The sequence below is a fragment of the [Ruminococcus] torques ATCC 27756 genome (assembly GCF_000153925.1).
Classification (GTDB): Bacteria; Bacillota; Clostridia; order Lachnospirales; family Lachnospiraceae; genus Mediterraneibacter; species Mediterraneibacter torques.
In genome coordinates this window covers 1-10,147 of the sequence record NZ_DS264377.1, presented here as the reverse complement: position 1 = coordinate 10,147, position 10,147 = coordinate 1, and the positions used below count along the sequence as shown (strand labels likewise).

8 protein-coding genes and 1 pseudogene are annotated in these 10,147 nt (G+C 39.6%); 7 read left to right on the top strand and 2 right to left on the bottom strand.

From position 1 onward, the window contains the following. Nucleotides 1–442 precede the first annotated feature (442 nt). The 3 genes from RUMTOR_RS11575 to RUMTOR_RS11565 all read left to right on the top strand — a co-directional run bounded on the left by RUMTOR_RS11575 (nucleotide 443) and on the right by RUMTOR_RS11565 (nucleotide 3,942). The gene (locus tag RUMTOR_RS11575; protein WP_004848129.1) at nucleotides 443–1,354 is read left to right on the top strand and encodes an RpnC/YadD family protein; all 912 of its coding nucleotides are present in this window, start codon (nucleotides 443–445) and stop codon (nucleotides 1,352–1,354) included. Nucleotides 1,355–1,717: 363 nt separating this feature from the next. After that, the gene (locus RUMTOR_RS11570) at nucleotides 1,718–2,641 is read left to right on the top strand and encodes a hypothetical protein (RefSeq protein ID WP_004848128.1); all 924 of its coding nucleotides are present in this window, start codon (nucleotides 1,718–1,720) and stop codon (nucleotides 2,639–2,641) included. 365 nt (nucleotides 2,642–3,006) lie between these two features. Continuing rightward, nucleotides 3,007–3,942 (top strand): RpnC/YadD family protein, encoded by a 936-nt coding sequence (locus RUMTOR_RS11565; RefSeq protein WP_004848126.1) that lies wholly within the window; start codon nucleotides 3,007–3,009, stop codon nucleotides 3,940–3,942. A gap of 77 nt (nucleotides 3,943–4,019) precedes the next feature. On the opposite strand, the gene RUMTOR_RS11560 is transcribed toward RUMTOR_RS11565, so the two are convergent. Further along, the gene (locus tag RUMTOR_RS11560; RefSeq protein ID WP_044998287.1) at nucleotides 4,020–4,760 is read right to left on the bottom strand and encodes a hypothetical protein; all 741 of its coding nucleotides are present in this window, start codon (nucleotides 4,758–4,760) and stop codon (nucleotides 4,020–4,022) included. Nucleotides 4,761–5,213: 453 nt separating this feature from the next. On the opposite strand from RUMTOR_RS11560, the gene RUMTOR_RS11555 reads away from it, so the two are divergent. The 4 genes from RUMTOR_RS11555 (at nucleotide 5,214) to RUMTOR_RS11540 (ending at nucleotide 9,899) form a co-directional block, all read left to right on the top strand. Then, nucleotides 5,214–6,065 (top strand): Ig-like domain-containing protein, encoded by an 852-nt coding sequence (locus RUMTOR_RS11555; protein WP_009320630.1) that lies wholly within the window; start codon nucleotides 5,214–5,216, stop codon nucleotides 6,063–6,065. Beyond that, nucleotides 6,022–6,831, top strand: coding sequence for a hypothetical protein (locus tag RUMTOR_RS11550; RefSeq protein ID WP_004848122.1), 810 nt, complete (start codon nucleotides 6,022–6,024; stop codon nucleotides 6,829–6,831). The genes RUMTOR_RS11555 and RUMTOR_RS11550 overlap by 44 nt, the downstream gene beginning before the upstream one ends. 196 nt (nucleotides 6,832–7,027) lie before the next feature. Continuing rightward, on the top strand, nucleotides 7,028–8,737 hold the full coding sequence (locus RUMTOR_RS11545; protein ID WP_004848121.1) for an ABC transporter ATP-binding protein: 1,710 nt from the start codon (nucleotides 7,028–7,030) through the stop codon (nucleotides 8,735–8,737). Then, complete coding sequence (locus tag RUMTOR_RS11540) at nucleotides 8,727–9,899, top strand: nucleotidyltransferase domain-containing protein (RefSeq protein WP_004848119.1); 1,173 nt, start codon at nucleotides 8,727–8,729, stop codon at nucleotides 9,897–9,899. The genes RUMTOR_RS11545 and RUMTOR_RS11540 overlap by 11 nt, the downstream gene beginning before the upstream one ends. A 50-nt stretch (nucleotides 9,900–9,949) precedes the next feature. Here the strand turns inward: RUMTOR_RS11540 and RUMTOR_RS11535 are convergent. Next, nucleotides 9,950–10,147 (bottom strand): annotated as a pseudogene (locus RUMTOR_RS11535) (hypothetical protein); the annotation flags it as partial.

Here is a 10,147-nt window from a genome sequence, read left to right as displayed (position 1 = left end):
CCGGAGATTTGGGGTATGTACATCCTGAAATGCCCTTGACATTCCCTGGGTTTTGGTTTCTTTAAAGGGAACACTACAATCTACTTTGTCAAAGTGGAAATAACTTTCACCTCATGTAGGTGTTTTTAATAGTAAAGTGAAAAATATATTTTTTTGAAGGATAGATATGCTATGATAAATTCACTCACAGACTTCTATCTGTGAAAGATGCCGGCAGATTCGCCGGTCTGAGGAACCCCTCAAAATTACCCGATACAATACAACAACAGTTTTTGCGTGGATAGTCTTGTAGAACAGTTCTTTTTTTCGTATACTGATTTTTAAGAGAAGGTCTTAAAAAAGAGAAAACGTTTTCTTTTTCAGAGGAAAAACTTTTGGCGAAAGTAAACCTAAAAGCAGCAAGCTTAAAAGTATTTTCCCGCCTGTACTACAGGACTTATTCATGCACATGAAAGGAGAGCCTATGGCAGGAAAAGAAAACAGAGAAATTAAAAACAGTGTCTTTGTAGATCTGTTCTATGAGGACGAATCAGCAGAAGCGAATGAGATCGCACTTTTTAATGCAATCCATGATGAGCCGCTGCCGGAAGGAACGAAGATTCGGAGATTCCGTGTAGACAATACGATCTACATGAATTTTCAAAACGATATTTCTTTTGACGCAGGAGGAAAAGTGATCGTATTCGGCGAGCATCAGTCTACGGTCAACGAAAACATGCCCCTTCGGAGTCTGCTGTATATCGGACGTGCTTATGAAAGGCTTGTACCGCCGAGAAGCCGTTATAAGAAGAAAATCGTTTTCCTTCCGACACCGGAATTTTACACATTCTATAACGGAAAAGAAAAGTGGGAAAAGGAAAAAGAACTGCGCCTGTCAGATGCCTATATCGTAAAAGACGGTGAGCCGAGTCTGGAATTAAAAGTAAAGGTCATCAATATCCGGCCGGAAGAGCATCATGAAATCTTAGAAAAGTGTCAGGTACTGAAAGAATACAGCCAGTTCATGGAAGTCGTGCAGAACTACCAGATCTCCGGGGAGGAAGAGCCTTATAAAAAAGCGATAAAAGAATGCATCGAAAAAGGAATTCTTGCTGATTATTTAATGCGAAAAGGAAGCGAGGTTGTCAATATGCTATTAGACGAATACGACTATGAGACAGATATCGAAGTGCAAAGAGAAGAGGCAAGAGAAGAAGGAAGAAAACAAGGGACTCTTCAAAAAACTTGCGCCTTAATTCAGAAAAAGCTTGAAAAAGGGAAAACAATTTCCGAAATTGCAGATGATCTTGAAGATACGGAAGAAAACATTGTTCATCTGATTAAAGAGTTTCATCTTGGAAGGAAAGAATCTTAATTAAATTAGCAGAGAAGGGGAGGCGATCTGAGAACTCCCCTAATTGGAATACCGGAAGTTAGTCTGAACTTAGTTAAAAATGTAAACGATGTTGTGATAAATCTATTTACAGAAATTCTTTCTGTGAAAGATACCGGCAGTTTCGCCGGTCTGAGGAATTCCCTCAAAATTACCCGATACAATACAACAACAGTTTTTGCGTGGATAGTCTTGAAGAACAGTTCTTTTTTTCGTATACTGATTTTTAAGAGAAGGTCTTAAAAAAGAAAAAGTTTTCTTTTTCAGAGGAAAAACTTTTGGCGAAAGTAAACCTAAAGCAGCAAGCTTAAAAGTATTTTCCCGCCTGTACTACAGGACTTATTCATGCACATGAAAGGAGAGCTTATGGCAGGAAAAGAAAACAGAGAAATTAAAAACAGTGTTTTTGTAGATCTGTTCTATGAGGACGAATCAGCAGAAGCGAATGAGATCGCGCTTTTTAATGCAATCCATGATGAGCCGTTGCCGGAAGGAACGAAGATCCGCAGATTCCGTGTAGACAATACGATCTACATGAATTTTCAAAATGATATTTCTTTTGACGCAGGCGGAAAAGTGATCGTATTCGGCGAGCATCAGTCTACGATCAACGAAAACATGCCCCTTCGGAGTCTGCTGTACATCGGACGCGCTTATGAAAGGCTTGTACCGCCGAGAAGCCGTTATAAGAAGAAAATCGTTTCCCTTCCGACACCGGAATTTTACACATTCTATAACGGAAAAGAAAAGTGGGAAAAGGAAAAAGAACTGCGCCTGTCAGATGCCTATATCGTAAAAGATGGTGAGCCGAGTCTGGAATTAAAAGTAAAGGTCATCAATATCCGGCAGGAAGAGCATCATGAAATCTTAGAAAAGTGTCAGGTACTGAAAGAATACAGCCAGTTCATGGAAATCGTGCAGAACTACCAGATCTCCGGGGAGGAAGAGCCTTATAAAAAAGCGATAAAAGAGTGCATTGAAAAAGGGATTCTTGCTGATTATTTAATGCGAAAAGGAAGCGAGGTTGTCAATATGCTATTAGACGAATACGACTATGAGACAGATATCGAAGTGCAAAGAGAAGAGGCAAGAGAAGAAGGAAGAAAGCTGGGAAGAGAGGAGGGCCGAGAAGAAGAAAAAAGTTCTCTCATTCGGAAAAAGCTTGAAAAAGGGAAAACAATTTCCGAAATTGCAGATGATCTTGAAGATACGGAAGAAAACATTGTTCATCTGATTAAAGAGTTTCATCTTGGAAGGAAAGAATCTTAATTAAATTAGCAGAGAAGGGGAGGCGATCTGAGAACTCCCCTAATTGGAATACCGGAAGTTAGTCTGAACTTAGTTAAAAATGTAAACGATGTTGTGATAAATCTATTTACAGAAATTCTTTCTGTGAAAGATACCGGCAGTTTCGCCGGTCTGAGGAATTCCCTCAAAATTACCCGATACAATACAACAACAGTTTTTGCGTGGATAGTCTTGTAGAACAGTTCTTTTTTTCGTATACTGCTTTTTAAGAGAAGGTCTTAAAAAAGAAAAAAGTTTTCTTTTTCAGAGGAAAAACTTTTGGCGAAAGCAAACCTAAAAGCAGCAAGCTTAAAAGCATTTTCCCGCCTGTACTACAGGACTTATTCATGCACATGAAAGGAGAGCCTATGGCAGGAAAAGAAAACAGAGAAATTAAAAACAGTGTCTTTGTAGATCTGTTCTATGAGGACGAATCAGCAGAAGCGAATGAGATCGCGCTTTTTAATGCAATCCATGATGAGCCGCTGCCGGAAGGAACGAAGATTCGGAGATTCCGTGTAGACAATACGATCTACATGAATTTTCAAAACGATATTTCTTTTGACGCAGGGGGAAAAGTGATTGTATTCGGCGAGCATCAGTCTACGGTCAACGAAAACATGCCCCTTCGGAGTCTGTTGTACATCGGACGCGCTTATGAAAGGCTTGTACCGCCGAGAAGCCGTTATAAAAAGAAAATCGTTTCCCTTCCGATACCGGAATTTTACACATTCTATAACGGAAAAGAAAAGTGGGAAAAGGAAAAAGAACTGCGCCTGTCAGATGCCTATATCGTAAAAGACGGTGAGCCGAGTCTGAAATTAAAAGTAAAGGTCATCAATATCCGGCCGGAAGAACATCATGAAATCTTAGAAAAGTGTCAGGTGCTGAAAGAATACAGCCAGTTCATGGAAATCGTGCAGAACTACCAGATCTCCGGGGAGGAAGAGCCTTATAAAAAAGCGATAAAAGAGTGCATTGAAAAAGGGATTCTTGCTGATTATTTAATGCGAAAAGGAAGCGAGGTTGTCAATATGTTATTAGACGAATACGACTATGAGACAGATATTGAAGTGCAGAGAGAAGAGGCAAGAGAAGAAGGAAGAAAGCAGGGAGAAGAAGAGGGAAGAAAACAAGGGACTCTTCAAAAAACTTGTGCCTTAATTCAGAAAAAGCTTGAAAAAGGAAAAACAATTTCCGAAATTGCAGATGATCTTGAAGATACGGAAGAAAACATTGCTCATCTGATTGAAGAGTTTCATCTTGGAAGGAAAGAATCTTAATTAAATTCGCAGAGAAGGGGGCAATCTGAGAACTTCCCTAATTGGAATACCGAAAATTGGTCTGGGTTTAGTTGAAACTATGTAGTGGAGCCGAATAAAGTCTGTTCGGCAAGAATTGCCGCGCTTTTATCGGGAGTGCAGGATAAAAGATAAACAGGAGTTGTTTTTAAAAGTATATCAAGAAGAGAAAGCAGAGTGTTCATGCGTTCTGCGTGTTTGCTGTATTGCGGCAGGTTATAAAGAAAATAAGGAAGCGCCTCTTTGGCTGTTAGTTTTTTCATGGCATTGTGCTCACATGGTTCAAGAAATACAACGGCATGAAGAGGCGCTTTTATGTTTTCATTTTCATCGCTGTTTCCGCTAAATGGCGTTCCGTATACGGTAAATGAATTTCCAAAGAGGCGAAGAGCAGGCTTGTCATCATTAATAATATGTACATTATTTTTCCCGAAATGATTCTGCCACAGGCGGGTATGCGTTGACTTGCCGACGCCGGAATCAGCGGAAAAAAGGACTGCTTTATCGTTGTAGGAGATTGCGGAAGCGTGGAGAACAAACCCTTGATGTTTAATTAATTCAAGGGAAAAATGGGATGATAAAAGGATCAGTTCTGCTTCGTCAAGGGTTAGATGTGGATATTTCTCTTGGTATTTTTGTATCAGTTCGTTTTTAGGATTTAATCGAATTTCGGGAGTGGTAGTTTCGGAAAGTTCGTTTTCCTTTGCTTTAGGAATCAGATACTTTTCTGCACGTCGTTTCATGATGTCATAGCGGCATGTCATGGAGATAGTAAGATCTGAAAAGCGGTAATAATTCATAGTTTTTGTTCCTTTTCTTAAAAATGTTTTAGTAGTGGTTTTTTAATAAAAGCTTAAGTAAGTATAGCATATAAGCGGTGGGAAAACATATTAAAAAAATTTAACAGTAGAATTAGAGAGGAACAAATGACGAGTTAAAAACTTCATTTTTGTATCTTTTTTACAATAGAGTAAATGAAAATTTGGGGGAAACAGATTAAAATTGTGAAAAATAACTTAAAAAACTGAAAAATTATGGGTTATAAAGTATATTATCTGACTGCTTGTTGGCGAAAAATGAAAAAACAGGTAAAATAGCACTACATTTAAGCGTAAATATGGATTGTTCTGTAGAGTTTGCATAAAAATGTAAAAATAATGAGGAAGGAGGAAGGGGATTTAAGAAGACTTTTGTGTAAACCAAAGAGTATAAAAATTTTAATAACCGAAAGAATTGAAAAAAGGAGTAAAGTGATGAGATTAAAGAAATTTTTATCAGCGGCATTATCGGCAGCGATGTTGATTTCCTGCGTGTCATTTGGCGGTGGAACTGTTGTACAGGCAGCAGGAGAAATGAATATAGCTCGAAATTTACAAATTTCAGCGTATTCAGGAACAGAAGGGGACTTTCCTGTTAGTTCTGTTAACGATGGTCGTGGTGATGATACCCAGAATGATAATTACAGATGGTTTTCAAAAGAAGCGCTAAAAGGGTCGGGTGCGAGAGGAAATGCGGCATATTTAATTTTTGATTTAGGAGAAAATGGGCCAAGAAGTTTTAGCGGTATAGATATTCGTTTTCATAATATGGCATATGCTACAAACTATAAAATTTTAACAACCGATAATTCTACGATTACGACAGAAAGTCTTTTGGCCAAAGATAGAGTGCCTGAGGGATGGAAAGTTTTGTATGAGAAAACACATCAGGAAACTGATTCGGCATATCCTAAAGATCATTTTGAAGGTAAAACAGAAGTAGGACGTTATGTGATGTTCTTTTTTACAAGTATGAATAGCAGAGCGGGGTTAAATTCAGTATCTGTTCGAAAAGTTCAAATTTGGCATAAAGCAATAACAAATGTTACAATGAGCGCTTCAACATTGGATTTGAAAGCCGGAGACGAAGCACAGCAATTAACAGCAACCGTTACACCTGAAGATGCAACGTACAAAGCTGTTGAATGGAGTAGCAATAATGATAATATAGCAACTGTTGATGCAAGCGGAAACGTAACAGCAGTAGCTCCGGGACAGGCGGTAATTACAGCAACTTGTAAAGATGACAGAACAAAAACAGCAACATGTACCGTCTGCTATAGATAAAACAGAGCTGACATATTGGCTTGAGGAAGCAGGCAAGTTGAATTCGTCTGATTATACAAAAGATGGATGGGATATATTCCGGCAAATAGTAACAGAAGCTACTGGAGTAAAAGACGATGCTACGGCTACGGAACATGAAGTAAGCGAGGCGGTCATTGCATTGATTGACGGAATGATAGCACTGGAAAAAGAAAAAGTGTACACAGTTACTGTTGATGGGAAAAAAGTTGCAGAAGGTGTTTATAATCAGATCGTAACGATTACAGCAGATGCGCCACAGGTTGGACAGAAGTTTGCAGGCTGGCAGTTAAAGGATAAGATTGTTTCATATGATGAAGTATATACATTTGCGATAAGTGGCAATATGGCATTTACAGCGACATACGCACCGCAGGAGCAGACAATCGAAAAACCATTATACGCAGCAGTTGCTGATACAATGATTATAAAACGAGCTGACGGAAAGGCAAATGTAAAATACATAGCGAAGCTGTCAATTCCGGATAATTATATTTTGAATGAGACCGGGTTGTTATGGTATGGAAAACCTGATTTAGAAAATCTTTGCACAGAGACTGGCCCGACTCCGGGTACGAAGAAAATCGTTGCTCCGGTAATTAGTTCTACATATCAGTTTGCAGTGAACGTAAATGGTATTCCGGCAGGAAAGACAATTCGCGGAGTCATTTATGCAAAAGTAACTGATAAGGAAACACAGCAAACAAAATGGGTTTACTCTGAGGAAGTACGCCTTACAAACAAATAAGATAATAAAAAGGGTTCTTTTATGAAAAGATAAAAAAGGCAGTGTCAAAAAAGTTTTTCTTTATTTTGACACTGCTTTTTTAGGGTTAATAATGAAACTTTTTTAAAAATATTATTGATGATAAAACAGCCGGATGATGTTAAAATAGAAAAGGTAGAATGAAGTAGAAGAGGCAAAAAGTGATAAGAAAAGTGCAATGAGAAAAATAAGAATGAGAGTGAAAATGGAAAGTAAGAAAGGAAAGTCGGCGGTCTGCTGGATTTATCAATATAGTAAAAAGTCGCTTTGGCTTGTAATACTGTTGGCGCTTATCAGCGGAGCGATTGCGGGAAGTTTTATTCTTCTGGCTCTTGTTTCCAGCAGTTTATTAGATGTTGCGACAGGGGTAAAAGAGGGAAGGTTAGGAGTTCAGATTTTTTTGATTGTATGTCTGATCTTGCTGCAGGCAGTTTTGAATATTTTGAGCAGTAACGTCCGGATACATGCGACAACGAAGATTGAAATGCAGATTCGCCAGGGAATTTTTGCGGCGGTACTTAAAAAGCAGTATCAGCATGTTTCAAAGATTCATTCGGGAGAGATATTAAACAGGCTGACAAGTGATATTGACATTGTGGTAGGAGCGGTTGTCGGACTGATCCCGCAGGCGATTTCCATGATCACGAAGATCGTGGCAGGACTTGCGGTACTGTTTTCTATCGACGCCCGTTTTACGGCTGCGGTGCTGGGCATCGGGCTTCTTGTTTGCATTTTCAGCCGTATTTACAGCAGGCATTTTAAATATCTGCATAAGGAAGTGCAGAGGACGAATGGCGTAGTGCGTTCTTATATGCAGGAATGTATTGAGAATCTGATCGTCATAAAATCATTTGCAAATGAGCATGCGGTATGCGGCAAACTGAATCAATTTCAAAAAGATAATTACCGTATTCGGATTAAACGTAATGCGATCAGCAATTTGGCAAATACACTTGTATATGTTTTGTTTACAGCGGGGTATTATGCGGCGCTTGTATGGGGAGCGTTTCAGATTTCATTCGGTGTGATGACATTCGGAACATTGACGGCTTTTTTGCAGATTATTCAGCAGATCCGGGCGCCGTTTCGTAATGTGTCGGGGTTGATTCCACAGTATTACAGCATGCAGGCGTCGGCAGAGCGGCTGATGGAGATAGAGGATATGGAAGAGGAAAGTCAGAAGATTCGGATTGAAGATGTGTCGGAGTTTCAGAAAGATTTTCGCGCGATAGTGGCGGAGCATGTGACGTTTGCGTATCAAAACGGAGATATTATATTAGACGATGTTTCTCTGCGTGTTAATAAAGGAGATCTGATTGCCATTGTAGGGGAATCGGGAATCGGAAAAAGCACGATGATGAAGTTAATGCTGCATTTGATGCCGTGTGAGAGTGGAAAGCTTTATTTTGAGACGGTAAATGGAAAGATTGAGATTGATGCGGGAACGAGAAACGTTTTTTCTTATGTTCCGCAGGGGAATATGATCATGTCGGGAACGATTCGGGAGAACATTACCTTTTGTAATCATGATATCGGAGAAGAAGAGATACGAAAAGCAGCGGAAATTGCGTGTATATGGGATTATATTGAGACACTTCCGCAAGGCTTGGAGACGGTTTTGACAGAGCGGGGAGAAGGATTATCGGAAGGGCAGGTTCAAAGGATTGCGATTGCCCGAGCGATATTAAACGATGCGCCGATTTTGTTGTTAGACGAGTGTACGTCATCCTTGGATAAGGATACGGAGTGGAAAGTTCTCCAGAATCTAAAGAAAATGAATACAAAGACAATTATCTGTATTTCGCATACAGCGGCGGGAGTGGCATGCTGTGACAGAGTTGTGGAGATAGAAAACAAAAAATTTAAAGAGGTATCAAATGATGATTAAGAGGGAATGGCGTCAGTTATTAGAAATGATAAAATTCAGTTTGGGAAAGGGGAAAGCGCCTGAACTAAGAGTGGAGACAGACTGGGGGAAATTTTACAGAATATGCAAATTTCATAAGATTCAGTCTATGGTATGCCCCGGAATACAGAAGCTTCCAAAAGAACAGCAGCCTCCGGAAGAAATATTGAAAAAGTTTCAGGAAGCAGAGTCCATGGAGATTGCAAGAGATGCGGTGCAGGCATTTTCACAGGAAGAATTGTTGGAGGCTTTTGAAAAGGAAGGGATATCTGTTTTGCCGTTAAAAGGCATTTTGATGAAAAGGTTTTATCCGGTTACAAGTATGCGGATGATGGCGGATCTGGATATTTTGTATGAGACGGGAAGAGGAAAAGAAGTGGAAGCGGTTCTGACGGATCTCGGATATTATTGCGATCACAGGGATAGTCATCATGATGTGTTTTTTAGAAAGCCGTTTATGAATATCGAGATGCATCATTGCATGATCGGTGAAAATTCACTGTTGGATGCATATTATGAGGATATCTGGAAACGGGCGCGTCAGGAAGAGGGTAAATCTCATATTTATCGGCTGTCATGGGAAGATTTTTATATCTTTATGATCGCTCATATGGCGAAACATTTTCAGGGCGGCGGATGCGGAATCCGCTCTATCGTAGATATGTGGCTTTTTTCGGATCGGATGAAGGAAAGTCTGGATTGGGATTACGTTCGGAAAGAACTGGAGAAAATAGAGCTGGCTCAGTTTGAACGGTGTATGTGTGATCTTGTTTCCGTTTGGTTTGAGGAGAAGGCAGAAACAGAGTTTTATGCACAACTTACGGAATTGCTGATGCAAAGCGGAATATACGGAACGATTACAAATTATAATATACAGCATGTGGCAGAAGTGGACAAACGTGTTTGGAAAGGTCAGATCAAAGTATGGATGGAAGCGATATTTCTGCCGTATAAAGCGATGAAAATGCAGTATCCGTATCTGGAGAAATACCCGGTTTTTCTTCCTGCGGCATGGATTCAGCGTATTTTTCGGACCTGCTTTTGCAGAAAAGGAAGAGCAGGAGAAGTTCTCTCCGGTATGAAAGTCGAGGGAAACGAAGTAAGAAAACGGCAGGATCTCTTTGGAAAATTAGGACTGTCATGAAACAAGAGCCTAAACTTTTGCAATTTAAAAGGTTTAGGCTCCAAATTTAATTAAGATTCTTTCCTTCCAAGATGAAACTGTTCAATCAGATGGGAGATATTTTCCTCCGTATCTTCAAGATCATCTGCAATTTCGGAAATTGTCTTTCCTTTTTCAAGCTTTTTCTGAATGAGAGAACAGATTTTTTGGAGGAATTCTTTTCGTTCCTCTTCTCTGCCCTCTTCTCTGCCCAGCTTTCTTCCTTCTTC

Excerpts from the sequence above, each read along its gene's own strand:
- RUMTOR_RS11575 (WP_004848129.1), top strand. The coding sequence starts at position 443 with ATGCACATGAAAGGAGAGCCTATGGCAGGAAAAGAAAACAGAGAAATT.
- RUMTOR_RS11570 (WP_004848128.1), top strand. The coding sequence starts at position 1,718 with ATGCACATGAAAGGAGAGCTTATGGCAGGAAAAGAAAACAGAGAAATT.
- RUMTOR_RS11565 (WP_004848126.1), top strand. The coding sequence starts at position 3,007 with ATGCACATGAAAGGAGAGCCTATGGCAGGAAAAGAAAACAGAGAAATT.
- RUMTOR_RS11560 (WP_044998287.1), bottom strand. The coding sequence starts at position 4,760 with ATGAATTATTACCGCTTTTCAGATCTTACTATCTCCATGACATGCCGC.
- RUMTOR_RS11555 (WP_009320630.1), top strand. The coding sequence starts at position 5,214 with ATGAGATTAAAGAAATTTTTATCAGCGGCATTATCGGCAGCGATGTTG.
- RUMTOR_RS11550 (WP_004848122.1), top strand. The coding sequence starts at position 6,022 with ATGACAGAACAAAAACAGCAACATGTACCGTCTGCTATAGATAAAACA.
- RUMTOR_RS11545 (WP_004848121.1), top strand. The coding sequence starts at position 7,028 with ATGAGAAAAATAAGAATGAGAGTGAAAATGGAAAGTAAGAAAGGAAAG.
- RUMTOR_RS11540 (WP_004848119.1), top strand. The coding sequence starts at position 8,727 with ATGATGATTAAGAGGGAATGGCGTCAGTTATTAGAAATGATAAAATTC.